The sequence below is a fragment of the Pseudomonas fluorescens genome, from assembly GCF_001623525.1.
Taxonomy (GTDB): Bacteria; Pseudomonadota; Gammaproteobacteria; order Pseudomonadales; family Pseudomonadaceae; genus Aquipseudomonas; species Aquipseudomonas fluorescens_Q.
The window spans coordinates 1,446,639-1,469,981 of record NZ_CP015225.1 but is presented as its reverse complement, the minus strand read 5'-3'; the positions used below and the strand labels follow the sequence as shown (position 1 = coordinate 1,469,981).

The following is a 23,343-nucleotide window of genomic DNA, read 5'->3' as shown; positions in this document are numbered from 1 at the left end:
ACTTCTCAAGCCCCTAGTATCAGGCAACCCTCGCTTCACGGTCCGCGAGGCGTACGTCCGCCGCCCGCACGGTGCGCCAGACGTTGTAGGTCATCAGTAGCATGCCGCTGAGGAAGAAGACGCCACCGGTAAAGCGCACGACAAAGCCTGGATGACTGGCCTGCAACGATTCGACGAAGGAGTAGGTGAGCGCGCCGTCGTCGTTGATCGCGCGCCACATCAGGCCCTGGGTGATGCCGTTGACCCACATCGAGGCGATGTACAGCACGGTACCGATGGTCGCCATCCAGAAGTGCAGGTTGATCAGCGGCGCGCTGTACATCTGCTCGCGACCGAAGACTTTCGGCACCATGTGGTAGGTTGCGCCGAAAGTGATCATTGCCACCCAGCCCAGGGCGCCGGCGTGGACGTGACCGATGGTCCAGTCGGTGTAGTGGGAGAGGGCGTTGACGGTCTTGATCGCCATCATCGGGCCTTCGAAGGTCGACATGCCGTAGAACGCCAGGGACAGCACCAGGAAGCGCAGGATCGGATCGCTGCGCAACTTATGCCAGGCGCCGGAAAGGGTCATCATGCCGTTGATCATGCCGCCCCAGCTCGGTGCAAGCAGGATCAGCGACATCACCATGCCCAGGGATTGTGCCCAGTCCGGCAGCGCGGTGTAGTGCAGATGGTGCGGACCGGCCCAGATGTACAGGGTGATCAGGGCCCAGAAGTGCACGATGGATAAACGATAGGAGTACACCGGCCGGCCCACTTGCTTGGGCACGAAGTAATACATCATGCCGAGAAAACCGGTGGTGAGGAAAAAGCCTACTGCGTTGTGTCCGTACCACCACTGGACCATGGCGTCGGTGGCCCCGGAATACACCGGGTAGGACTTGAACCAGCCGACCGGGATCGACAGGTGATTGACCACATGCAGCATGGCGATCACCACTATGAACGCGCCGAAGAACCAGTTGCCAACGTAGATGTGCCGGGTCTTGCGTTGCACTACGGTGGTGAAAAACACGATGGCGTAGGCGACCCAGACCACCGTCATCCACACCGCGCCGGTGAACTCGATCTCGGCGTATTCCTTGGTGGTGGTGTAGCCCAGCGGCAAGCTGACCAGCAGTATCACGATCACTGATTGCCAGCCCCAGAAAGTGAAGGCAGCGAGGGTGTCCGAATACAGCCGGACCTGGCAGGTACGCTGCACCGCGTAGTAGCTGGCAGCGAACTGGGCACAGCCGGCGAAACCGAAAATCACCAGGCTGGTATGGAGCGGCCGCAGACGCCCGAAGGTGGTCCAGGGCAGGTCGAAGTTCATCTCGGGCCACACCAGTTGGGAGGCGGCCCACACGCCCATCGCCATCCCAACGACACCCCAGAACACGGTCGCGATGACGAATTGGCGGACGATCCTGTAGTTGTAGGCCGTGTTACTCATCACTGCGCTCATCGTACATATCCATCCATCAAGTCACTGGATGATCATGGTATTGCTCGGTGCGCGCTCGTTAAGAGTTGTGAATCGTTGTTATTGACACTGGCGTGGGGCGTGAGGCTGAGCAATTTTTGCAAAAAAATCAGCAATATTTGCAAAGCCAGGGGCGGAAAATTTGTTGATATTGAAGCGCTGTGGGCAATTAAGTGGTTGATTGAGCATGCATTTCTGGCTGCCGACGGGTGATGGCGTGGTTGTGTAAGTCGCGAAGACAGAAGTCGTCAGTGGCAGAAGGATCGTAGGGAGCTTGCTTCATGACTACGGAGGTATACGCCTTGAATGCAGCAGCAGAAGACGGTTTCGATGTTGTTCTGAGTTTCGGACCCTTCCGTTTATATCCAGTAGAGAGACGCCTGGAGCGCTCCGGGGAATCCATTGCCATTGGCAGCCGTGCGCTGGATATCCTAGTTGTCCTGGTGAAGGAGGCGGGGAGTGTCATCAACAAAAGAACACTAATGACCAAGGCCTGGAAGAACATTGTCGTTGATGAAAGCAATTTGCGCGTCAACATCGGGCTGCTGCGTAAAATTCTTGGAGAGGGGGAAAATGGAGCCCGGTATGTCGCCAATGTCCCGGGGCGCGGGTACAGCTTTGTGGCGAAAGTCACTCGCCTGAATGTGATGGCCCGCCTGGAACTGAAGACCGACCAACGTTCCTCGGGCGACTCCGTACCTCGTTGTTCAGGTCAGATGGTCGGGCGAGCCAGCGACCTTTGTTTACTGGCGAACGCGATCCAGCTGCACCGCTGCGTATCGGTTATCGGCTCAGGCGGCCTGGGCAAATCGATGCTGGCCACGGCGTGTGCCAACCATCTGCAAGCCGAGTTCTCTACCGCTGTGCATTACCTGAATCTTGATTCGCTCGACCAGGCGCAGCCCGTGGTGTCGGAGCTGTTGATGATGTTCGGACTTGAGCAGGACGGTGCCGATCCGGTCACGGCCATCTCGGCAAAATTCGTCGGAAACCGTGCTGTCCTGATCCTGGACAATTGCGATGGTTCTCTCGAAGACGTCGCGACCCTGGTCGAGGCTCTCAGCGAAAGCTGCACCGAGTTGCATGTGCTGGTGACGATCCGTGAAGCCTTGCGGGTCGATGGTGAATTCGCTTATCGCCTCGGTCCGCTGGATGTGCCACCCCGGGAACTGAAACTGTCAGTAGTCGAGGCGCGGGCCTATTCGGCGGTCGAGCTTTTTATGGATAAATGCTTGGCGAACGGCCACTTGTGCGAGCTGCCTGACGAGGAGGTGGGGCAGATGATCGAGATATGCTCTCGACTCGACGCCAATCCACTGGCAATCACCCTGGCGGCTTCGCGCGTGGCGACCTTCGGGCTCACCGGCACCCTGGCATTGCTCGACAGCAACTGTCGGCTGCACTGGACCGGACGACGCAATGCTGTCTCCCGGCACCGTACGCTGGAGGCGCTGCTCGATTACAGCTTTCATGCCCTCAATGCCCAAGAACAGGCGTTATTCCTGCGCCTGGCGGATTTTGCCGGAGTGTTCAGTTTGAGTGATGTTCAGGCCATGGATCATACCGAGTTGCCGGATTTCGCCATGCTGGTGGGCGTGCTCGATGCGCTGGTCGGCAAGTCACTGTTGGTGCCTCAAGCCAACGCTAGTGGCACCATGGATTTTCGCTTGCTGGAAACCGTTCGGATTTATGCGCTTGAGAAAATCATCAAGCGCGAGGGCTCAAAGCGCGAGGCTACGCTGCTCTACGAACATTCCGGTCATGGCCAGGGTCCTTGGTGCAGTGCCGTCAAACCAGATTTGGAGCTGGAACCGTTCAGCCTTTTCGACAATACAGCCTTGTAAAACATGCGGTCCGGGGAGTGATGCCTTGTGGCACGAGCCGGCTCGCACCGCAAGGCAATCCAGGCTTGGCGACGGGCGTCGTCAGCGCCTTAGCCGAGCGCCGCCAATGCGCTCGCGATGCCTGTACCGTAACCGACATCAGCCTTGTTGCAGTTGGCTATGTGGCGCAGCTGAACTTCCCGGGTCACCGATTGCAGTGAGCGTGCAGTGTTCTCGAACAGCGCTTGTTTCTCCTGGTCATTCATCTGGCGGAACAGATTGCCGGGTTGTTCATAGTGATCGTCGCCAACGCGGTGGTCCCAATGTCCGGCGGCACCGTACAGCTCCAGTGGCGGCTCGCGCCATTCCGGCTGGTCCAGCCATTCGCCTTGTCCGTTGGGTACGTAGGACAGCGTGCCGCCATGGTTGCCGTCGACACGCATGGCGCCGTCACGATGGAAGCTGTGCACCGGGCACTGTGGTTGATTGACCGGGATCTGGTTGTGATTGACTCCCAGGCGATAGCGTGCAGCGTCGCCGTAGGAGAACAGGCGTGCCTGTAGCATGCGGTCCGGCGAAAAACCGATGCCGGGCACGATATTGGCCGGGCTGAACGCGACTTGTTCTACGTCGGCAAAGACGTTTTGCGGGTTGCGATTGAGTTCGAAGAACCCAACCTCGATCAGCGGATAGTCGCCATGGGGCCACACTTTGGTCACGTCGAACGGGTTCACCGGATGGGTCTGTGCCTGGTCGGGCGTCATGATCTGGATGTACAGGGTCCAGCGTGGAAAGTCTTTCGCCTCGATGCTGTCGAACAGGTCGCGGTGATGACTTTCACGATCCTCGCCCACCAGCTGTTTGGCTTGTTCATCGCTCAGGTTGGCAATACCTTGCTGAGTCTTGAAGGTGAACTTGACCCAATGGCGTTCATTGTTGGCATTGATCAGGCTGAAGGTGTGGCTGCCAAAGCCGTGCATGTGCCGATAACTGCGGGGGATTCCGCGTTGGCTCATGACGATGGTGACTTGGTGCAGCGCTTCGGGTAGTGACGACCAGAAGTCCCAATTGTTCTGGGCACTTCGCATACCGGTACGAGGGTCACGTTTGACCGCGTGATTGAGGTCGGGGAAACGCAGCGGATCACGAAAGAAAAAAACCGGGGTGTTGTTGCCCACCAAATCCCAGTTGCCTTGTTCGGTGTAGAACTTCATGGCGAAGCCGCGGATGTCCCTTTCGGCATCGGCCGCCCCGCGCTCGCCCGCTACCGTGGAGAATCGAGCGAACATTGGCGTTTGCTTGCCTACCGAACTGAACAGGTCGGCCTTAGTGTAATGGGTGATGTCATGGGTCACGGTAAACGTGCCGAAGGCCCCCGCGCCCTTGGCGTGCATGCGCCGTTCAGGGATTACTTCGCGATCGAAGTGTGCCAGTTTTTCCAACAGCCAGACGTCTTGTAGCAAGGCAGGCCCGCGAGGACCGGCGGTCTGGGTATTGAAGTTGTCAACGACGGGAGCGCCGTTGGCCGTTGTCAGTTTGTGATTCGACATGGCGTGTCTCTCGAAGATGCAATAAAAAGAGCTACGGATAACGACGACAGATCGCAGGCTGATGTGATCACCAGGAACCATCTGAATCCCTCGGGTTCACCCGGCAGAAGCGAAACGAATCTGGCGTTACCCGCAGCTAAAGAGGAGGAAGCGTGCTGAGGATGCGTTCGTTAAGGTCAGCTGTGCAGGAAGGCCAGCAGGTCTTGGTTGCACTGATCCTTATGGGTCTCGGTCAAGCCGTGCGGGGCACCCGGATACACTTTCAACAGGGCGTCGGGGATTAGTTTCTTTGAAGCCCGGCCCGCGGCGTCGATTGGCACGATCTGATCATCATCGCCGTGGATGATCAGAGTTGGCTTGTCGAATTTTTTCAGGTCGTCGGTGAAGTCGGTTTCCGAGAATGCCTTGACCGAGTCGAAAGTGTTCTTGAACCCGCCCGTCATGCCCTGCATCCACCAGGCGTCAATCATGCCCTGGGAGGTCTTGGAGCCCGGGCGGTTGAAGCCGTAGAACGGCCCGGCCGGAATGTCTTTGAAGATTTGCGAACGGTCGGCCAGCATGCCATTGCGAATACCATCGAAGACGTCGATTGGCAGGCCGCCCGGGTTCTTCGCGGTTTTGAGCATCAGCGGCGGTACGGCTGAAATCAGGCCGATCTTCGCTACGCGGGAGGTGCCATGGCGACCAATGTAGCGGGCGACTTCACCGCCTCCGGTCGAGAAACCGATCACGGTCACATTACGTAGGTTCAGGGTGTTGATAACCGTGGCGAGATCGTCGGCGTAGTGATCCATGTCGTTACCGTCCCAAGGCTGGCTGGAGCGGCCATGGCCGCGACGGTCGTGGGCAATGACACGGAAGCCGTGGGATGCCAGGAAATACGCTTGGTAATCCCAACTGTCAGCGTTCAGTGGCCAGCCATGGCTCAAGGTAACGACAGGACCATCCTTAGGGCCCCAATCCTTGTAATAAAGCTCAACACCTTCTTTGGTCACAATGGTTGTCATGTTCTTTGTTCCTTTTGCATTGGGCGATACGCTCTTTTCAGATATCTGGGCGGATGCAGACACTGGCAACGCAGCCACGACCGCCGTCGCCAAGCCCCCCAACAACAAGTTTCGACGTATTGCTTCGTCAGATGAGAGTGAGGAATCGTCTGCCATGGGAAATGCTCCTGATTAATCCAGATCAAGCTGAACAATTTGCCCGCTGACTATGGTTTAGTTTGTTGTAATGCGCTGTTAAAGAGTGCAAATAGTTGTGATGGCTTGTTGGCTTCAAGTATTTTTTCGATGTTTTGGTGATAGGGTGTTAATTGCTATATGGGCAGTATTTTCAATGTGAATATCGTTTTGCCGTGATCGCTGAAAAAGGCCCTGCACCGAGGATTTTACTAAATGGACTCACCTGATTACTCGGGTTTGTTTCGAGTAATGGGTTCGTGCGCGCCTTAAATAGCGGTATCCAAAGATAAATATAAATAAAGCAACAGTCCGTACGGATGCATGAGAGTAAATGCATGTCTTGGCATTCGACCGTATTGGCAAATTGAGGTGACATATGGGTGAGTATCGAAAGTTGTGGTGGTGCCTGATCGGGATATTAGGCGTGACTTTTTGCCTGCTCGGTTGGTTCGGGCGTGAGATCTATCGCCAGGCTCCGCCTGTTCCCGAGCGAGTGCAAAGTGCCGGCGGGCAATTGTTATTTCAGTCCGTGGATATTCTTGATGGCCAAACCGCCTGGCAAAGTATCGGCGGTATGCAACTGGACTCGATCTGGGGCCACGGTGGCTACCAGGCGCCTGATTGGACCGCCGACTGGCTGCACCGTGAGCTGCTCGCCTGGCTGGAACTGGCCGCACAGCAGGGCTATGGCAAAGCATATGGCGACATCGATGGCGATCAGCAAGCCTTGCTGCGCTATCAACTCAAACGTGAATACCGCGGCAATCGACTGGTCGATGGCACCCTGGTGCTCAGTGAACGCCGCATCCAGGCGATCCGGCAGACGGGCGATTATTACGATGCTCTGTTCGGGGGTGACCCATCACTCAGTGGCAGCCGCCAGAGTTTCGCGATGAAGGAGGTGACGATGCCTGATCCGGCCCGGCGTCAGCAACTCACTCATTTTTTCTTCTGGACCGCCTGGGCCGCCGCCACTGAGCGTGACGGGCTGAACACGACCTATACCAACAACTGGCCGCATGAACCACTGATCGACAACAATGCCACGGTCGAGAACATGGTCTGGTCGGTCATCAGCATTGTCGTGTTGCTGGCGGGTATCGGCTTTTTGGTCTGGGGCTGGGCGTTCCTGCGCAGCCACGAGGAGGGCGCGCCCACAGCTTCGACGCAGGATCCGTTGAGCCTGATCACCCTGACGCCGTCGCAAAAGGCCCTGGGCAAGTATTTGTTGCTGGTGGGTGCACTGTTCGGCTTTCAGGTCATGATGGGCGGGGTGACGGCGCACTACACCGTAGAGGGGCAGGATTTCTATGGCTTGCCCCTGTCGAAGTGGTTCCCGTACTCCTTGACCCGCACCTGGCATCTGCAGAGCGCTATGTTCTGGATCGCCACCGGCTTTCTCGCTGCCGGGTTGTTCCTGGCGCCGTTCATCAATGGCGGCAAGGACCCCAAGTACCAGAAGTTGGGTGTTGACCTGCTGTTCTGGGCCCTGGTGTTGGTGGTCGCGGGCTCCTACACCGGCAACTTCCTCGCGATCGCCCAACTGATGCCCGCCGAGTGGAGTTTCTGGCTGGGTCACCAAGGTTACGAGTACGTCGATCTCGGTCGCCTGTGGCAGATCGCCAAGTTTTCCGGCATCGTGTTCTGGCTGGTGTTGATGCTGCGTGCGATGGTGCCGGCACTGCGTCAGCCCGGCGACAAAAACCTGCTGGTGTTGTTGGCCTGTTCGGTGATTGCCATCGGCCTGTTCTACGGCGCGGGTTTGTTCTACGGCGAACGGACCAACCTGTCGGTCATGGAATACTGGCGCTGGTGGGTAGTGCATCTATGGGTCGAAGGCTTCTTCGAAGTGTTCGCTACCACTGCGCTAGCCTTCATCTTCACTAGCATGGGGCTGGTGTCCAAGCGTCTGGCGACTACCGCGACGCTGGGCTCGGCTTCGCTGTTCATGCTCGGCGGTGTGCCTGGCACCTTCCACCACATCTACTTCGCTGGCACCAGCACGCCAGTGATGGCAGTGGGTGCGACGTTCAGTGCCCTGGAAGTGGTGCCGTTGATTCTTCTGGGGTACGAGGCCTGGGAGAACTGGCACCTCAAGGAACGCGCGGCATGGATGACGAACATTCGCTGGCCGCTGCAGTTCTTCATCGCCACTGCGTTCTGGAACATGCTCGGCGCCGGCGTATTCGGTTTCCTGATCAACCCGCCGATCTCGCTGTATTACATTCAGGGCCTTAACACCACGCCCCTGCACGCCCACGCCGCTTTGTTCGGTGTCTACGGCTCGCTGGCACTGGGTTTCAGCCTGTTGATCCTGCGTTACCTGCGTCCGAACCTGCAGTTTAGCGAGCGGTTAATGAAAACCGGTTTCTGGTGGCTCAACGGCGGCCTTGCGTTGATGATTTTTACCAGCCTGTTGCCGGTCGGCATCCTGCAATTCTACGGCAGCGCCAGCCAGGGTTTGTGGTACGCCCGCAGCGAGGCATTCATGCAACAGGATCTGTTGCAAACCCTGCGCTGGATCCGCACCTTCGGCGACATCGTGTTCCTGGTCGGCGCGTTTGCGGTGATCTGGCAAATCACCAAAGGCTTGCTGGGAACCTCCGAAAGGGCAGGAATCTCTACGGTGGGAATCATCAGCCGGCCATAGCAAAGACCCAGGACTGAAAACGCCAAGCGTATCGAACCGCCTGGCCTTTTTTTGCATCGGCCATTCGCCTGCCAGTTGTCAGGAAGGCGCTCGGAATGTGAGACTTCGCCAGACCCTTTAACGACCGGGCCCAGAGAAACCTCGATGCCGCTCCTTCGTTACAAACTCGAAAAATACAGTTCATCCGGCTTGTTGCTCTCGTCGGCAGACCGTAACTGGAATGGTCTGGTCGCCGAAGTGCGCAGCCATAGCGATGGCGTGATCGCGAAAAATACCCGCCAGCCCACCACCGAACTGGTATTCGATGCCCGCGGAGACAGCGGCTCGGTGGTGACACGCAAGGCCTACGATGTCATCGAGCAGACACCGACCCGGCGCGGGATGGCGTGGATCTGCCCCAAAGGCATCCAGGAAGACCTTGTCTTGCTTTCTGCGTGCATGCCCGACCTGTTGCACGTGCACCTGGGGGCGGAGCATTTTTCTGCCGAGGCACTGGGTGAGTGCTTCGATGGTAGCGAGTATTTGACGATGCGCTTTGAGCGCGGTTTTGAAGACGATCTGATCGCCAGCATCAGCAATGCCATTCTCCTGGAGTTAAAGAACTCGACGCCGTCGGGAAAATTGCTAGTCGAGTCGCTGGCGTGCAGCGCCGCTGCTCGGCTCATTCAGCGGTTTACCAGTGCCATGCCGTCTCGCCTGGCGTCACTGGAGCGTGTGCCCAACGCGGGAGTCAAGCGCATTCGCCAGGTGATGGATTACATCGAGGACAATATCGAGTCGAACATCAGTCTCGATGACCTTGCTGCCGTGGCGTATCTCAGCCGCTTTCACTTCGCCCGTTCTTTCAAGTCCGCAACCGGAAAGACCCCTCAACGCTACGTCAACGAGCGGCGTATGGAGCGTGCCAAGTACCTGCTCACCCACAGCACTCATTCCATCGCCGAGGTGGCGATGATCCTGAGCTTCTCTTCCCAGGCAACCTTTAGCCGGGCTTTCCACCAGCACACTGGAAAGACGCCCAACGAGTTCGCCCGAGAGTCACGGGCCTGGCGCCAGAACCTTTCCTGAGTCTGACACTTTGCTCGATGTATTCGACTATCTTCTCGTAACGGTGTGTCGGTTCGACTCCGAACTCGATCACCATATAAAACAAGGAGTTGCATGAGGTTTTTCATGCAACCCTTTTAGTTTGCCGATTTGCTGGTGGAGAACCTTACAACCGCCGCCGAAACGCTTCCAGAATCTCACGTGTGCCTTTCTTCATCTGCACCTGTGCAAGGGAATCCAGCGGGCACCAGAAACAATCGCTGATTTCATTTTGCGGTCTGGCCGCACCGATGTTGCTGACTGAAGCCTCGAAGACATGATGTTCTGTGTCGCCATCGTTGATACGCATCAGGTAAAGCAGATTCTCGGCCCCGAGCCCGGTTTCTTCTTCAAGCTCCCTGATAGCTGCGCCGGCATGGGTTTCTCCACGCTCGACGGTCCCGCCCGGTAGTGCCCAGCGGCTATTGGCTTTGCGAACCAGGAGGATATGGCGATTTTCCTCGCAGATGACGGTCGCTCGAATTTTCATGGCCGTGCTCGATCTGTGACTGTCATTAAAGTGAAATATATCTGCAATATTTGCGCCTGGCATTAGCTGCTTCGTTCAAATATCGAGTTTTTCAAGGTCTTATCCAATACGACCGCGACGGAGCGGAGAAGACTGAGCTTATTCGTGCCTGCCATCGCTCCAATCCATCTCTCCGACCACTAGCACTAGGTTTTCGACCGGTTATCGCCTCAAATGAATCAGCTTCAAAAAAATGAATCCATGTTGGGTGCATTGGCCGGCCCCGATAGGGGAAGGAAGCGAGAAATGACCACCGTTGAAGACTTCAAGATCAAATCCCATGAGCTCCTGGTGGAGCTCGACACGGCGACATCGGAAATGATGAAGCTCATATGTGTTCATCAAATGAGTGGATCGACTTGGGATGAGGCGGTCCAGCGTCAACATGAGGCCTATGAGCAGTGGGTCGCTTATCTGAACGAGCGGGGATAGCCGCCAATGCGCATCTTGAGGGTGCAAATTCTTTGAACGGCGCCTCAACGGCTCTGCCTAATCCTTGAACCGACAAGAGGATTAGGCCATGTCTGAATTAGCCAGTTATTTCTGGATCGCTGTTGCGGTGCTTTTGCTGCTCGTCGATTTGTGGGCGATCGTCAGTGTCTTTCGAAGCGACAAGTCGGCCGGCACCAAGGCTGGCTGGGCCCTGCTGCTGATCATCTTGCCAGTGCTAGGCCTGGTCATTTGGGGCGTAGCCGGGCCTCGCGGGGTCAAGGAAGGTCCTTCATCGCCGGAGCACAGCAAGGGCTAGCCAGGAAGGGGCTGTGGGAGCCACCTCAATGGTTTATCCAATTGCCGCCGGTGGTTTCGCAGTCTTCCGGGGCCTGCTGCAACTGCTCGATACCGTAGTAGTACCACGTCAATTTTGCATTATCGGGAAGAGTGGCCGACCCACCGCGCTTGTCCTTGCTGGTTGAGTGCGGGTTGGCCAACGCTTCCTGGGTCGGCTTCGCCTGGCATGTCGCCACGTATCCTTCGGCACAACGCTCGACTTTACGCTTTTGGGTCGTGAGCGTTCCTTTGCTTTCATTGCTGCAAGACCAATCGAGGGTTTCCGCGGGCATGCCTTTATATTCATAGCAGCTGTGGCTTTCGATCACTGGAACGGCCTGGCTCTGGGATCGAGTGATGACATCGCAACCTTGGGCCAAGACGGCGGCGGGGCTCGCACAAACGATCAATAGCAGGATTCTGGCATTCATGAGTTTCTCCCTTTGCGGTTTCTGCACCGGTGCCTATCAATTTCGAGGTGCAGAAAAAGCCCGCGTTCCATCGATTTTCCAACCGGTAGAACTCAGGGAGAAACAGGTCTGGCGCAGCGCGTCAGCGAAACTTGGGCAGAGGGGGTTCAGCAGGCTTGAGCGACATTAGCGCGCTTTGGATCGACGGGGCATCTTTGTCGATGTCGTTGAGCCGGTCCCGGATGCGCACTGCGGTGGGATGCCCGCCCTGGTGGTCGACCCAGTCGGCGATTTCCTTGCAGGCTGCCGTGAGCCGGGCCTGACGCGATTCGAGCAAGGTGAGCAGGGTGGTGATGGACTCTTTTTCGGACATGTCACACCTCCATTCAGGGGTTGATGAGGCAGCACAAAACCCGCCAGGGGCGGGCTGTGCCGTGGTTTAAGCGTAGTTGAGTTATTTCAGGTCTGTCGAAGAATCCGGCGTCCGGCTAGACAGCCGGTGCGTCGCAAACAATGCCAATGATGTCAGCTGGACTCCTTGACCCAGGACGGCGTGACGCTCGCCCGCCAGCGCACGTCGGTAATACCGTATTTTTCAGCCAGGGGCTTGGAGACCCGCTTGACCTTCTCTCTCCCGAATTTCGGTATGCGCCCGACCCCCGCGTCGCAACTGGCCCAATGCCAAGCCTCGGAGTTATTCATCGCTTCTGCGCGAATAATGAATGACTTGGGTTCGCCATGGAGCATGTAGTCGATGATGTAAAGCGATGGCCCGCCCATAAATCCTCCCTAATTAGTCCTATACGGATGGATACAAAGGCATGCGGAAAATTCCATCGAATTTCCAGACGGTCAAATTAATACCGCCCAGGCTCGAGCACGGAGCAATACCAAAGCGGTCGGAATTCGCGGCAAGGAACCAAACCCGGTTACCCTTCTCCAAGGTGAGCTTCAACACCGTAGGCCAGGGATCAAAGGCGACGCAGCGCGGCATCAACAAAAGGCAAGACATGAAAAACATCGCCAGGGTGCTGTTCGTCGCAGCCCTCACCATCGGTTTGTCGGGTTGCATTGGCGCCCCCATCGAACTGACGCCGCAAACCGAGCAACGTTTGCGCGAACACCCCCCGATCCGTTTCCTGCTGACATTCGATGATGGTCCCAGTGCCTCGTCTTTCTGGAACCCTAGCCTGGAGGTGCTCGACGCACTCGCAGACAATCCGGTACAGCCCGGCATCAAGGCGGTATTTTTCCTGCAGACTCGCGCACCACGTGCTGGTGGCAGTGATATTGGCCGCTCGGTCATGCGCCGTGAACAGCAGGAAGGCCATGTGCTGGCCTTTCATACGGCGACCCACTGGCACACCAATCACCGGTCGCTGAGCCCTGATGAGCTGGAGCAATCGCTCAACAATGGTGGGAGCGACATCGCTGCCATTAGCGGTGCGGCACCGATTTTGGTGAGGCCGCCATTCTGGAGCTTCGACAAGCGCACTGCGGCCGCCTACCGACAGCATGGCCTGCACATCCTGTTGACCGACCTGAGTGCTAATGACGGCAAAGTCTGGGGCATCACGATGAGCCCGCGGCGGCGGATCAACCTGACCCGGCAACTTTCCGAAGTGCGCGAGCGCATCGCCGCCGGGCAACTGCCAGCGGTGGATGGGGTTATTCCAGTGGTGGTGACGTTTCACGACATCAATCGTTATACCGCCCGGCATGCTCGCGAATACCTGCAAATCCTGCTCGAGAGTGCCAAGGCTACCGGCGTGAGGACCGACGCCAAGCCGTTCTATGATGACCACCAGGCGCTGGAGCGAGCGGCCTTGGCTCGGACGGTCGATCACAGCGCTGGGCCCGTGCATTTGCCGGGGCTGTGGGACTGGTTGTGGGATTCGGATTCCCACTGAGAGCGCCACGAATGCGGCGGGTGTCGCGACGTTCGGTTGGCCGCCCAGCGCAATCCGCGTGTATGGTAGGCCGTGCACCCTTGGTTAAAGTCGGAGGTGACCAATGAGTACTGCAATGCTGACGAAAATGCACATCAACGGTTATGACGTGCTTAGCGTAAACAGCGGCCCGTGGAGGGTCTGCACCCAGGCTGACCGGTTGGGTTCCTTTGCTTCCCGTGAGGAAGCGCTGGCCTACGCCGCCGCGTTGCCGACCCGAAGAGCCCGTAGTGGCCGGCCTGTAAACACGAAATAGAGGGGGCCGGTACATCCACTCTCTCGGTGACAGGTACACCGCTATCGCGAGCAAGCTCCCACAGTTTTTCCGGCTGTTCACCAAAAATCCCCTGTGGGAGCAGCTTGCTCGCGATGCCGGCGGGCCAGCCCGCGCCCGTCACGATGATCAGGCGCGGGCCAATTCCAACGGGACTTCCAGGGTAAACAGAGCACCTTGCCCCGGTCCGTCGCTATGGACATAAAGGCGGCCATTCATTTCAACCGCCGCCAGGGCGCAGCTGTGCAAGCCAAACCCATGGCCGTCCTTGCGGGTCGTGAAACCGTGATTGAAGATGCGGGCCAGGTTCTCCGGGGAAATGCCTTCGCCTCGGTCCTTGACGCTGAGGCATAGTGTCGTTTCGTCGAGGATGCGGATCCCCAGGGTCATCTCCCGTGGGTGCTCGCTGGTGTGTGACATCGCGAATTTGGCGTTGCTGATCAGGTTGATCAGGATCAGCAGCAACCTATGCTTGTCGCCCATGATCGCAGGAACGTCCTGATACTCCTTGATGACGGTGACGTGATGCCGACTGAGCGCGCCCGAGTTCATGCGTAGCGCATCTTCGAACAGATCGCTGACATTGAGCGGTTCGATCAGCCTGGCTGCCCCTGCGTAGGTTTGTTGAGTGGTGACGATTTCCTTGATGTGATCGATGCTCTTGGTCAACTGCGCCAGCTCATCGATAAGCACGGCTTGTTCTGCGGCGATGGAGTCGACCAGTTCGTTGAAATAACGCGGCAGCAACCGACCTTTTTCATCATGGGTGATGAACTGGCCGAGATCTTCGGCATGTTCATTCATCATTTTGACCGCCTTGGTGAGCCCGATCGTCTTGCTGTTCCTCAACTTGCGGGTGACGAGTTCGGCTGAAATATTCACGCTGTTCAGCACATTCCCGACGTTGTGCAACACATTCGTGGCGATTTCGGCCATGCCCGCCATTCGGGCCGCATCCACCAGTTCGCGTTCTGCCTCCATCAGTTCTCGGGTGCGCTCCTGCACGCGCTCTTCGAGCCGCTCATTGGACGTTTGCAGTTGCTGGTTGATCTGGTTGATGACGGCGTAACTGCGAACCAACCGCACCGCCAGGTAGATCATCAACAGCGCCATGAGGCTGGCACACGCGCCCAGGTAGATATGGTATTGACGGTCCGCAGCGGCGGTCCTGCGCTGGGTCTCGTTCAATAGCTCGGTGATGCTGTCCAGTTCCTGGGCCACCGGAATCACGCTGATGCGATCCAGCAGGTCATTGACGATCGGTTGTTCCTGGATAATGGATTTGACGTGCTGGGTCAGGGCAATGAAAAGGGGCTGGCTGGTTGCAGGCAGTTGATCGAGGTATTTTTCCAGATCACTCAATTGGCGCTGCACTTCCTCGGCTTTGTCCGAGGTGACATAAAGTGCGTACTCCAGCGTCGTCAGCGTCAGCTCACGAACATTGGAAGCTGTTGCCAGATGTTCCGTCGGGCTTTCGGCGCTCATCCCGTCGAGCAAGGTTTGAATACCATCCTCGACCATCGGCAACGCATCCAGGGCGGTGCGTAGATTGGCGTTGTGTTGCTGGAATTGATCGACCAGCACCGTTTTGTTCTTGACCGCCTCCACGTAGCCGTTGCGTCTGGATGCCCAAAGAACGGCCAGTGGGCCAGCGTTATTGAGCTGCTCCAACTGCTCCCATCGACTGCCGGCCTCGAGTGGCGGTGTCAACGACAGGTTGTTGTTCATGCCGATCTTTTTCCTGAGGATCTTGACGTTCCAGTTTGCGTCGGCTTGCTTGAGCTGGCGAATGAAGTCGCGGGATTCGAAGTAGGTCGATGAGTCGTATGTGTATGACTTGATCAAAAAGAATATCAGAGCCGAAAAAACAACAAGCGCGATGGCCAATAGGGCGGGCCATTTATATTTTTTGATAATAGTGGTCACGCTATTCTCCTGTTCAGGGCGCTTATCGAAGGAGTCGGTGAATGCTCGAGGGCGGAGAGAGGCTCGAGGGGGAGCCGGAAGGGGGAAAGGTAAACGTCGTGCGGGGGTGGCGTGCCGGTTTGCTTTGGCCTGGGTACACGTTGAGCTCCCTGCTAACGATGAACGTCGGTTTCATGGCTGAGTGTAGCGCTAACGAGAGGGGCGATGTTTGCTGCGCAGCGCGCCGCAGTGAAGCAGGCGCGGCCGGATAGCCGCGCCGGTGGCATTACTTGATGTCGATGAAGGGCAGGGCGCCGTTTGGCAGCACGGTGGTTGGCAAGACACCATTCCAGCGTTCGGCCTTGGTCAGTTCCACCAGGTTCTGGTTGCTGGCCAGGGCCTGGGCCCGTGCCTTGATGGCTTCGGCCTCGGCTTTGCCGCGCAACTCGGTCGCCAGTGCGTCTGCCTTGGCCTGCGCGACTTGCGAATCGGCCTCCGCCTGGGCCTGAGTCACGCGAATCTGTGCTTGCACCTGCTCGGTGGCGAGCTGTTGTTCGCGGGTCTTGACCTGGACTTCCGCAGCCATGCGCGCTTCGATGGCTTTTTCGTAGGCGTCACTGAAGTCGATGTTCTCGACCTGGACGCTGTCGATGATCACGGGGCCGGTAATGGTCGCCTTGATGGCCGTGGAAATATCGTTGACCAGTTGGACGCGGTTCTGCACGGCAGCCACGGCGTTGAACTTGCCGAATACGTTTTCCACCTGGGTTGGCACCTGGCGGCTGATCATCCGGTCGCGGATACCTTCCAGGTCCTTGAACTGCGTATAGACCTTCGCGACATCGGAAGGCGCGATGTGCCAGGACACGGACACCTTGAGCTGGGCGGACTGTTGGTCCTTGCTGTAGGCCTGGAGGTCTTCATAAGCCGTCACTTGGCTCTGGACGCTGATCAGGCGTACCGACTCGATAAAGGGCGTCTTGAAGGACAGTCCCGGTTCAATCACCCCGACCAGCGCCCCGTTGCGCAGCAGTACGCCACGCTCGGTTTCGTCGACCGTGTACCAACTGCCAAAGAACACGCACAACAGGACGATGCCCGCGATTGCAGCAACGATGGAGCCGATGGTTTTACTGGTCACTTTTCTTTCCTTGATTGGCTTGGGAGGGTTTGCCATAGCTGTGTCCAATGTCGAAGCTGCAATTGGCGTTCTGAATGCCAGACACGAAAAAGCCCTGAATAATCAGGGCTTTAACGTTAAAAAATGGCGGAGGCGATGGGATTCGAACTCATGGACCTGTTACAGTCGACGGTTTTCAAGACCGTTGCCTTAAACCACTCGGCCACACCTCCGTACTGCGTTGCGGGCGCCATAATACCCGAATGAAACACACTGTCAAACTCTCTACGTAGCTTGTTACAGAGCGTCTGTTATGATCCTTGCCACTGAATGTTTCAAAACCGGAGGAGTGTCGCCATGCGCGAACAGGATTACGCAGTGAACAACAGCGTGCAGGCTGAGCAGCTAGAGGTTAGCCGCGTCCTGCGCAACACTTATGGCTTGCTGGCACTCACGCTCGCTTTCAGCGGTGTGATGGCTTATGTCGCACAACAGATGCGGGTGGGTTACCCGAACATCTTCGTCGTGCTGATCGGTTTCTACGGCCTTTTCTTCCTCACCAACAAACTCCGTGATTCGGCCTGGGGCCTGGTGTCGACTTTCGCCCTGACCGGCTTCATGGGCTTTTTGCTCGGCCCGATCCTCAATCGCTACCTGCAAATGCAGGGCGGCGCCGAAGTGGTCAGCTCTGCCTTCGCAATGACCGCACTGGTATTTGGTGGCCTGTCGGCCTACGTGCTGATTTCCCGCAAGGACATGAGTTTCCTGGGTGGCTTTATCACCGCAGGTTTCTTCGTGTTGCTGGGGGCGACGCTGGCCAGCTTCTTCTTCCAGATCAGCGGCCTGCAACTGGCGATCAGCGCCGGCTTCGTGCTGTTCTCCTCGGTCTGCATCCTGTACCAGACCAGCGCCATCATTCACGGCGGCGAGCGTAACTACATCATGGCCACCATTAGCCTGTATGTATCGATCTACAACCTGTTCGTCAGCCTGTTGCAGCTGTTCGGCCTGATGGGTCGCGACGACTGATTGCATGGATGATGAGGTGACCAGCCCGCTTTGGCGTGATGCTGTTCACCTAGAAACAACGGCGTTTTTCAGAGATGAAAAGCGCCGTTTTTTTTGGTTTTCCGTTTTTAGGTGCATTTTTTTGGGGGGATATCCATTTCTGCGGCAACGGATATACACACCAAGGCAAGTAAATCCCGAACCCCTCTCAAAAAAAACGGCACCACCCTTGGAAAAAGGGAAGTGCCGCTTTTGGAGCCTGGGTAAACGGTATTGCCACATGAAGTGGACTTAAGAGGCAAACCGCCGCAACCCCACCGGTGGTACAAAGGCTTCCAGCTCGGCCTCCACGGCCTCGATTATTCGTTCAACATCCGGGGCATTCATCACCGTCGCGCAGGGGATACCCGCAATGGCGATCATGGTCTCGCCGCTGGCACGGTCAAACAGCCGGGCAACCATGCTGCCAGGCGCATCCATGCTTGCTTCGAATCCCATGGGATGGAAGTGCCAGCGCATTAACTGGCAAGCATTAGGGAACGTAACCTTGCTGAAGGATCCTTTATTCATGTGTTGCCCGCCTTCTTCAATCGAGCGCTTCCTTTTGCTCATGTCAGGAAGGAAGAGCCATCATGGCTCTACCAGTGAGAACTAAAAATAGCACCTGAAAATGAAGCTCATGTGGATTTTTTCAGTCCGTTTTGCGATTGGTTCACTTTTTTTGATCTGGATCACGACTTAAGCGGCAATGCCCAGAATGCCATCACGCTTGGCTGGGGTTGTCCCGAGGCTTGGGCAATGGCTCTGGCACGCGGCTTTTCCAGGCGATGAACAGGGCCAGGATCACCATCGCCAGGGCGACGGCGAAGGTCATGTGCAGACCGTTCGTCACAGCCGCGGGGCTGGCACCGGTAATGTCATTCGTCGCCGCCGCGGCTGCAAACACCGCGCCGAGCACGGAGGCTCCGGTGAAAAAACCCAGGTTGCGCGACAAGTTGAGCAGCCCGGCGATGACGCCTCGCCTCTGGGCTGCTACATCGGCCATGACTGCCGTGTTGTTGGCCGTCTGGAAGAACGCATAGCCAAGGGTCGTCACCACGATAGCCGCGAGGTAGCCGACGGTGCCAAGGGTAGGGGGAACCAGTGATAGCATCAGGCAGCCGAGCACCATGTTCGCCAGGCCGGCGACTCGCATGGGGTGCACGCCGAAGCGATCCACCAGGCGCCCGGCAGGTACTCCGGCCAGCGCCGCAACAGATGGGCCTACGGCCAGGGCCAGTCCCACGAAGGCCGCCGGCAGTGCGAGGGTGATGGACAAGTAAAAAGGCCCGACCAGCAGCGTCGCCATCATGACCGTCGCAACCAGGGCGCTCGTCACCAGGCCTGATACCAATGATCTGTCGCGGAACACTTTCAAGGGAATCAACGGCGATACGGCCCGGGACTGGGCCCGAATGAATAGCCCGCCGCCCACGAGGGCGATCAGCAGCAGCGCAAGATTCAATCCGCCAAAGCTCCCGCGTCCGGAAGTCATGGACAAGGCATAGGTGGCGAGCGTCACTGCCAACAGCAAGGTACCGGTTACATCGAAGCGGGTTCCTTCGGGCTTCGGCGGCACTTCACGCACCGGTAGCGAATACCACGCCAGCCCTAGCGTCAACAGGCCCAGAGGGATGTTGACCAGGAACAAGGCCGGCCAACCGAACCCGCTGATCAGCATGCCGCCAAAGGACGGTCCGAGGGCTGTGCCCACTGCCGACAGCGTTGCCAGTAGCCCCATGGCGCTGCCGGTTTTTTCCTGGTCGACCGTTTCGCCCACCAGCGCCAGGGTCAGCGCCATCATGATGGCGGCCCCCAGGCCTTGCAGCGCCCGACCGGCGACCAGCAGCCAAAGCGAGGGCGCCAGGCCGCATACCGCTGATGCCAAGGTGAACAGGGCGATACCGGCCAATAGCAGCTTGCGCCGGCCCATCAGGTCTCCCAAGCGGCCGACACTGACAATCAGCGTGGTGATTGCCAGCAGATAGGCCAGCACCACCCATTGGACCTGCTGGAAAGAGGCCCCGAGCGCCTCGGCCAGCGTCGGCAGTGCCACCGCAGCCACACTGGCGCCAAGGGAGGCCAGCAGCGTCGAGAGCGCAAGGCTGGCCAGGGCCCAGCGAGGTGAAAAGAGCCGGTGTGCGGGCGCGGTTGCCGGCCGGTTTTGTTGCGTGTTGACGGGTTTCATCGTGTCACCTGTATCCGTGGCGCTCGAAACGGAGCTGTCAGAACGTTACGCCTGGGCATAACATGGCGGAAGACGCAGCATTTGCACGTTATAGCTGCAGCAAACGCCATCTGTTCAAATCGAGATACCGCCATGTCCTCGCCTGACCTCAATCTGCTCGTCACCCTTGATGTGCTGCTCTCGGAAGGCAGCGTGGCCCGGGCCGCCCGGCGCTTGCAGCTCAGCCCGTCGGCCATGAGCCGGGCACTGGCACGGTTGCGTGAAACCACCGGTGACCCGCTGTTGGTTCGGGCCGGGCGAGGGTTGGTGCCGACACCTCGTGCGCTGGAGTTGCGCGAACAGGTCAGCCATTTGGTGCAGCAGGCCCAGGCGGTGCTGCGGCCAGTGACGACCCCGGATCTTGGGCGCTTGAGCCGAACCTTCACGTTGCGCACCCGAGAAGGGTTCGTGGAAAACTTTGCCATCGACCTGATCACTCGCATCCACGAGCAAGCGCCCGGCGTGCGCCTGCGCTTTGTGGAAAAGACCGACCGGGACAGCACGACGCTTCGCGAAGGCACCGTGGACTTGGAGACCGCCGTCGTGGACAAGGACACCAGCCCGGAACTACGAACCCAGGCGTTGTTCAGCGACCGCTTGATTGGCGTTGTGCGCGCGGGACACCCGCTGAGCCAGGCAACGGTGAGCGCCGCCGGTTATGCCGCAGGCGGGCATGTCGGTGTGTCGATGCGCGGCCTGGATCATGGCCTCATCGACCAGGCCCTTGCGGCTCTGAATCTGTCCCGCGAAATCGTCACCACGGTGCCAGGCTTTTCCTCGGCGCTGGGACTGGCCCGCTCCAGTGACCTGATCGCCAGCGTGCCCGAACGCTACACCGCGAGCCTGCGGGTCGGCCTGCACAGTTTTACGCTGCCGTTTTCCGTACCTGGGTTCACGATCGCCATGCTCTGGCATCCGCGGATGGACGCCGATCCTGTGCATCGTTGGCTTCGAAGTTGTCTGCGGGAAGTGTGTGCACGTAAACCGTAGAGATTTAGTAGATATTCGTTAATAGCATTTCGCTGGCACTTAGTTGGCGAAAGTGCGACGCCGTACGCAAATTGCTAGTTATCGATATTTAATATTTAAATAGTTTTTTGTCCGACAATCCGCAACTCGGGTGGTTTAGTTGGGGTACTAGCGAGGCAGAACCCTATTGTTTATGGGCGTTACGGGCAGGGCGTGAAATTGAACGAAAAAAAATTGCTAGACGTTTGATTTCCAATTGTGTCAGGTTTCTTACGTCCTCATTGGGCGAGTGATAGGACGATCTCGCCAGAGATTGTCTGTCTGACTAAAACTGTTCCATTTGCAAACAAGGAAGTGTGTTTATGTCGAAAGTCAAAAGCAGCGCTATTGATTCTGCCGAACAACTCCTCTGGGCGCCGCAATCATTGGCGGCTGCCAGTAATGCGTTCAACCAGATCAATAGTTTCAGCCACCAATACGACCGGGGCGGTAACCTGACCGTCAACGGCAAACCGTCGTACTCTGTCGACGAAGCGGCCACTCAGTTGCTGCGCGACGGCGCGGCTTACCAGGACCGGGACGGCAGCGGCAAGATCGAGCTGACCTACACTTTCCTGACTTCCGCCTCTTCCAGCACCATGAACAAGCATGGGATCAGCGGCTTCAGCCAGTTCAGTGCGCAGCAGAAAGGCCAGGCCGCCCTGGCCATGCAATCCTGGGCGGACGTGGCCAATGTCACCTTCACCGAAAAAGCCAGCGGCGGCGACGCTCACATGACCTTCGGCAACTACAGCAGCGGCCAGGATGGCGCGGCGGCGTTTGCTTATCTGCCAGGGACGGGGGCCGGCTATGACGGGACCTCCTGGTACCTGATCAACAGCAGCTACACCCAGAACAAGAACCCGGACCTGAACAACTACGGCCGCCAGACCCTGACCCACGAAATCGGTCACACCCTCGGCCTGGCCCACCCGGGTGACTACAACGCTGGCGAAGGCAGCCCGACCTACGATGACGCCACTTATGGCCAGGACACCCGTGGCTACAGCGTCATGAGCTACTGGAGCGAAAGCAATACCGACCAGAACTTCAGCAAGGGCGGCGTCGAAGCCTACGCCTCCGGTCCGCTGATGGATGACATCGCGGCCATCCAGAAGCTCTACGGTGCCAACACCACGACCCGTACCGGCGATTCGACCTACGGTTTCAACTCCAATACCGGTCGCGATTTTCTCAGTGCGTCATCGTCGTCGGACAAAGTGGTGTTTTCGGTATGGGACGCAGGTGGCCGCGATACCCTGGATTTCTCCGGTTTCACCCAGAACCAGAAAATCAACCTCAATGACGCCTCGTTCTCCGATGTTGGCGGCATGGTAGGCAACGTCTCCATCGCCAAGGGTGCCGTCATCGAAAACGCCATCGGCGGCTCGGGCAGCGACTTGCTGATCGGCAACACGGTAGCCAACGAGCTCAAGGGCGGAGCGGGCAACGATATCCTTTGGGGGGCCGGCGGCGCAGACAAACTCTGGGGGGGCTCGGGGTCGGACACGTTCGTGTTCGCCGCCAGTTCCGATTCGCGGCCTGGAGCGACGGACCAGATCCTCGATTTCGTCAGCGGCCTGGACAAGATCGACCTGACCGGTATCACCAAGGGCGCGGGCCTGCACTTCGTGAGCGCGTTCACCGGTGCGGCGGGCGATGCGGTGTTGTCGACATCGGGTGGCAACAGCCTGCTGTCGGTGGACTTCTCCGGGCACGGCGTGGCTGACTTCCTGGTCAGCACCGTTGGCCAGGCTGCGGTCTCGGATATCGTGGCCTGATGTCCCTGTCCCGTAGGGGCGGCTGCTCCTGCGGGACCCCGGCCAGGATGAAAAAAATGCGTAGAAAATTCATGTCCAGTAGCGTTCGAGCAACCGCCGGGTTGCTCGCTACGCTGATGATGTTTTGTGGAGAAGCCGCCATGGCGCGCAGCCTGTTGTTAGCAGAACCCTCGCAGTTGGCCGGTCAGTGGCAGGCTGTTTTGTCGAGCCCGCAGGACAACGCGCAAACCCAGGCGATGCAGGACAAACCGTCCAACAGTTGCCTCGTCGAACTCAAGGCGGATCAGACCCTGGGCGGGCAAACCGATTGCCTGGGCCAATGGCTGGGGGATGAGCCGGTTCGTTGGTTCACTGAACCCGACGGACTTTCCCTGATTGGCAAACAAGACTCCAGGACACACTTGGGCCTGCGTCAGGGAGACTATTATCAAATGACGTTGAAGTCCGGTTTGATACTCAGGCTTGAACGAAACAAGTCCCAGAGTGCTCATTAACGAATGAGTACAGTTGAGTCTTGAACGAAGTGCGCTTGTTTGAACAGGCGTGCTTTTCGATGTCGGCCGAATC

The 23,343-nt window shown here is 57.9% G+C and carries 22 protein-coding genes and 1 tRNA gene; 11 read left to right on the top strand and 12 right to left on the bottom strand.

The features are described 5' to 3' along the window. Positions 1-19: 19 nt before the first annotated feature. A complete protein-coding gene (ccoN, locus tag TK06_RS06330) occupies positions 20-1,447 on the bottom strand; it encodes a cytochrome-c oxidase, cbb3-type subunit I (RefSeq protein ID WP_063321323.1) in 1,428 nt (475 codons plus the stop codon). Between the two features lie 299 nt (positions 1,448-1,746). On the opposite strand from ccoN, the gene TK06_RS06325 reads away from it, so the two are divergent. Next, a complete protein-coding gene (locus TK06_RS06325) occupies positions 1,747-3,309 on the top strand; it encodes an ATP-binding protein (protein WP_086936585.1) in 1,563 nt (520 codons plus the stop codon). Positions 3,310-3,398: 89 nt separating this feature from the next. Here the strand turns inward: TK06_RS06325 and TK06_RS06320 are convergent, their stop codons facing one another. Together TK06_RS06320 and TK06_RS06315 are read right to left on the bottom strand one after the other, a co-directional pair. Further along, positions 3,399-4,838, bottom strand: a complete 1,440-nt coding sequence (locus tag TK06_RS06320; protein WP_063321321.1) for a catalase — start codon at positions 4,836-4,838, stop codon at positions 3,399-3,401. 176 nt (positions 4,839-5,014) lie between these two features. Further along, a complete protein-coding gene (locus TK06_RS06315; RefSeq protein WP_203417427.1) occupies positions 5,015-5,845 on the bottom strand; it encodes an alpha/beta fold hydrolase in 831 nt (276 codons plus the stop codon). Positions 5,846-6,446: 601 nt separating this feature from the next. Here TK06_RS06315 and TK06_RS06310 point away from each other — a divergent pair. After that, the gene (locus TK06_RS06310) at positions 6,447-8,672 is read left to right on the top strand and encodes a nitric-oxide reductase large subunit (protein ID WP_310650555.1); all 2,226 of its coding nucleotides are present in this window, start codon (positions 6,447-6,449) and stop codon (positions 8,670-8,672) included. A gap of 144 nt (positions 8,673-8,816) precedes the next feature. Next, a complete protein-coding gene (locus TK06_RS06305) occupies positions 8,817-9,740 on the top strand; it encodes a helix-turn-helix domain-containing protein (protein WP_063321318.1) in 924 nt (307 codons plus the stop codon). 145 nt (positions 9,741-9,885) lie between these two features. On the opposite strand, the gene TK06_RS06300 is transcribed toward TK06_RS06305, so the two are convergent. Continuing rightward, positions 9,886-10,248: an NUDIX hydrolase gene (locus TK06_RS06300; protein WP_063321317.1), complete on the bottom strand. Its 363-nt coding sequence runs from the start codon at positions 10,246-10,248 to the stop codon at positions 9,886-9,888. A gap of 285 nt (positions 10,249-10,533) precedes the next feature. Here TK06_RS06300 and TK06_RS06295 point away from each other — a divergent pair, with 285 nt between their 5' ends. After that, positions 10,534-10,719, top strand: a complete 186-nt coding sequence (locus TK06_RS06295; RefSeq protein WP_003201747.1) for a hypothetical protein — start codon at positions 10,534-10,536, stop codon at positions 10,717-10,719. A gap of 88 nt (positions 10,720-10,807) precedes the next feature. After that, on the top strand, positions 10,808-11,035 hold the full coding sequence (locus TK06_RS06290; protein ID WP_014338117.1) for a PLD nuclease N-terminal domain-containing protein: 228 nt from the start codon (positions 10,808-10,810) through the stop codon (positions 11,033-11,035). Positions 11,036-11,060: 25 nt separating this feature from the next. Here the strand turns inward: TK06_RS06290 and TK06_RS06285 are convergent, their stop codons facing one another. From TK06_RS06285 to TK06_RS06275, 3 genes are all read right to left on the bottom strand, one after another. Continuing rightward, the gene (locus tag TK06_RS06285; protein ID WP_063321316.1) at positions 11,061-11,486 is read right to left on the bottom strand and encodes a hypothetical protein; all 426 of its coding nucleotides are present in this window, start codon (positions 11,484-11,486) and stop codon (positions 11,061-11,063) included. 121 nt (positions 11,487-11,607) lie between these two features. Beyond that, positions 11,608-11,838, bottom strand: a complete 231-nt coding sequence (locus tag TK06_RS06280; protein WP_063321315.1) for a hypothetical protein — start codon at positions 11,836-11,838, stop codon at positions 11,608-11,610. Between the two features lie 152 nt (positions 11,839-11,990). Further along, entirely contained in the window at positions 11,991-12,245 is a 255-nt protein-coding gene (locus tag TK06_RS06275) for a DUF6555 family protein (RefSeq protein WP_063321314.1), read from the bottom strand. A 230-nt stretch (positions 12,246-12,475) separates the two neighbouring features. On the opposite strand from TK06_RS06275, the gene TK06_RS06270 reads away from it, so the two are divergent. Both TK06_RS06270 and TK06_RS32930 read left to right on the top strand, forming a co-directional pair. Continuing rightward, entirely contained in the window at positions 12,476-13,375 is a 900-nt protein-coding gene (locus TK06_RS06270; protein WP_063325087.1) for a polysaccharide deacetylase family protein, read from the top strand. A gap of 103 nt (positions 13,376-13,478) precedes the next feature. Then, positions 13,479-13,670, top strand: coding sequence for a hypothetical protein (locus TK06_RS32930; RefSeq protein ID WP_013693334.1), 192 nt, complete (start codon positions 13,479-13,481; stop codon positions 13,668-13,670). Between the two features lie 147 nt (positions 13,671-13,817). Here TK06_RS32930 and TK06_RS06260 read toward each other — a convergent pair whose 3' ends face one another. From TK06_RS06260 to TK06_RS06245, 3 genes are all read right to left on the bottom strand, one after another. After that, positions 13,818-15,614 carry a DAHL domain-containing protein gene (locus TK06_RS06260; protein ID WP_063321313.1) on the bottom strand — a complete coding sequence of 599 codons (1,797 nt, stop codon included), beginning with the start codon at positions 15,612-15,614 and terminating at the stop codon, positions 13,818-13,820. 265 nt (positions 15,615-15,879) lie between these two features. After that, positions 15,880-16,734, bottom strand: a complete 855-nt coding sequence (locus tag TK06_RS06250) for a prohibitin family protein (protein WP_083569183.1) — start codon at positions 16,732-16,734, stop codon at positions 15,880-15,882. A 124-nt stretch (positions 16,735-16,858) separates the two neighbouring features. After that, positions 16,859-16,946: transfer RNA gene (locus TK06_RS06245), tRNA-Ser, on the bottom strand. Positions 16,947-17,070: 124 nt separating this feature from the next. Between TK06_RS06245 and TK06_RS06240 the strand changes: the two genes are divergently transcribed. Continuing rightward, a complete protein-coding gene (locus tag TK06_RS06240) occupies positions 17,071-17,742 on the top strand; it encodes a Bax inhibitor-1/YccA family protein (RefSeq protein ID WP_063321310.1) in 672 nt (223 codons plus the stop codon). A 270-nt stretch (positions 17,743-18,012) separates the two neighbouring features. Here the strand turns inward: TK06_RS06240 and TK06_RS06235 are convergent, their stop codons facing one another. Further along, complete coding sequence (locus tag TK06_RS06235) at positions 18,013-18,291, bottom strand: DUF1652 domain-containing protein (protein ID WP_003201764.1); 279 nt, start codon at positions 18,289-18,291, stop codon at positions 18,013-18,015. A gap of 193 nt (positions 18,292-18,484) precedes the next feature. Further along, entirely contained in the window at positions 18,485-19,948 is a 1,464-nt protein-coding gene (locus TK06_RS06230) for an MFS transporter (RefSeq protein ID WP_063321309.1), read from the bottom strand. 132 nt (positions 19,949-20,080) lie between these two features. Between TK06_RS06230 and TK06_RS06225 the strand changes: the two genes are divergently transcribed. The 3 genes from TK06_RS06225 to TK06_RS06215 all read left to right on the top strand — a co-directional run bounded on the left by TK06_RS06225 (position 20,081) and on the right by TK06_RS06215 (position 23,270). Beyond that, a complete protein-coding gene (locus TK06_RS06225; protein WP_063321308.1) occupies positions 20,081-20,977 on the top strand; it encodes a LysR family transcriptional regulator in 897 nt (298 codons plus the stop codon). Positions 20,978-21,318: 341 nt separating this feature from the next. Continuing rightward, positions 21,319-22,776, top strand: a complete 1,458-nt coding sequence (locus TK06_RS06220) for a serralysin family metalloprotease (protein ID WP_063321307.1) — start codon at positions 21,319-21,321, stop codon at positions 22,774-22,776. A gap of 71 nt (positions 22,777-22,847) precedes the next feature. Continuing rightward, positions 22,848-23,270: an AprI/Inh family metalloprotease inhibitor gene (locus tag TK06_RS06215; protein WP_063325086.1), complete on the top strand. Its 423-nt coding sequence runs from the start codon at positions 22,848-22,850 to the stop codon at positions 23,268-23,270. Positions 23,271-23,343: the final 73 nt, after the last annotated feature.

What these genes read in the sequence shown, in the direction of transcription:
- TK06_RS06275 (WP_063321314.1), bottom strand. Translation starts at nt 12,245, where the DNA reads ATGGGCGGGCCATCGCTTTACATCATCGACTACATGCTCCATGGCGAA.
- TK06_RS06315 (WP_203417427.1), bottom strand. Translation starts at nt 5,845, where the DNA reads ATGACAACCATTGTGACCAAAGAAGGTGTTGAGCTTTATTACAAGGAT.
- TK06_RS06300 (WP_063321317.1), bottom strand. Translation starts at nt 10,248, where the DNA reads ATGAAAATTCGAGCGACCGTCATCTGCGAGGAAAATCGCCATATCCTC.
- TK06_RS06320 (WP_063321321.1), bottom strand. Translation starts at nt 4,838, where the DNA reads ATGTCGAATCACAAACTGACAACGGCCAACGGCGCTCCCGTCGTTGAC.
- TK06_RS06220 (WP_063321307.1), top strand. Translation starts at nt 21,319, where the DNA reads ATGTCGAAAGTCAAAAGCAGCGCTATTGATTCTGCCGAACAACTCCTC.
- TK06_RS32930 (WP_013693334.1), top strand. Translation starts at nt 13,479, where the DNA reads ATGAGTACTGCAATGCTGACGAAAATGCACATCAACGGTTATGACGTG.
- TK06_RS06280 (WP_063321315.1), bottom strand. Translation starts at nt 11,838, where the DNA reads ATGTCCGAAAAAGAGTCCATCACCACCCTGCTCACCTTGCTCGAATCG.
- TK06_RS06295 (WP_003201747.1), top strand. Translation starts at nt 10,534, where the DNA reads ATGACCACCGTTGAAGACTTCAAGATCAAATCCCATGAGCTCCTGGTG.
- TK06_RS06325 (WP_086936585.1), top strand. Translation starts at nt 1,747, where the DNA reads ATGACTACGGAGGTATACGCCTTGAATGCAGCAGCAGAAGACGGTTTC.
- TK06_RS06235 (WP_003201764.1), bottom strand. Translation starts at nt 18,291, where the DNA reads ATGAATAAAGGATCCTTCAGCAAGGTTACGTTCCCTAATGCTTGCCAG.
- TK06_RS06290 (WP_014338117.1), top strand. Translation starts at nt 10,808, where the DNA reads ATGTCTGAATTAGCCAGTTATTTCTGGATCGCTGTTGCGGTGCTTTTG.
- ccoN (WP_063321323.1), bottom strand. Translation starts at nt 1,447, where the DNA reads ATGAGCGCAGTGATGAGTAACACGGCCTACAACTACAGGATCGTCCGC.
- TK06_RS06270 (WP_063325087.1), top strand. Translation starts at nt 12,476, where the DNA reads ATGAAAAACATCGCCAGGGTGCTGTTCGTCGCAGCCCTCACCATCGGT.
- TK06_RS06230 (WP_063321309.1), bottom strand. Translation starts at nt 19,948, where the DNA reads ATGAAACCCGTCAACACGCAACAAAACCGGCCGGCAACCGCGCCCGCA.
- TK06_RS06215 (WP_063325086.1), top strand. Translation starts at nt 22,848, where the DNA reads ATGTCCAGTAGCGTTCGAGCAACCGCCGGGTTGCTCGCTACGCTGATG.
- TK06_RS06240 (WP_063321310.1), top strand. Translation starts at nt 17,071, where the DNA reads ATGCGCGAACAGGATTACGCAGTGAACAACAGCGTGCAGGCTGAGCAG.
- TK06_RS06225 (WP_063321308.1), top strand. Translation starts at nt 20,081, where the DNA reads ATGTCCTCGCCTGACCTCAATCTGCTCGTCACCCTTGATGTGCTGCTC.
- TK06_RS06305 (WP_063321318.1), top strand. Translation starts at nt 8,817, where the DNA reads ATGCCGCTCCTTCGTTACAAACTCGAAAAATACAGTTCATCCGGCTTG.
- TK06_RS06285 (WP_063321316.1), bottom strand. Translation starts at nt 11,486, where the DNA reads ATGAATGCCAGAATCCTGCTATTGATCGTTTGTGCGAGCCCCGCCGCC.